Genomic DNA, 285 nt, shown 5'->3' with positions numbered 1-285 from the left:
GTACCGCCGTTGCCATCGCTGATGGTCACGGTGAATGCATCGCTGCCGTTGTAGTTAGCGTTCGGGGTGTAGACAAAGGCACCAGTCGCGGCATTCAGAGAGACGGTGCCGTTGGTGGCACTGCTGGTGATGGCATAGGACAAGGTATCGCCATCAACATCGGTCGCCACGATTTGACCCGGCAGCGCTACGTCCTCATCGGTAGTGAGGGTTTGATCGGCACTGACTGGCGCATCGTTCACCGGCGTCACACCGATGGTCACGGTGCTGGTAGTGGTACCGCCA

Annotated in this window: 1 protein-coding gene; it reads right to left on the bottom strand. The window is 59.3% G+C overall.

Features of this window, described 5'->3' with window-relative positions:
- On the bottom strand, window positions 1-285 hold a 285-nt coding region (locus SPL68_RS17925), incomplete at both ends, for an Ig-like domain-containing protein (protein WP_323816563.1).

This window comes from Cellvibrio chitinivorans, assembly GCF_035117775.1.
Taxonomy (GTDB): Bacteria; Pseudomonadota; Gammaproteobacteria; order Pseudomonadales; family Cellvibrionaceae; genus Cellvibrio; species Cellvibrio chitinivorans.
This window is presented reverse-complemented; position numbering and strand designations above follow the sequence as displayed.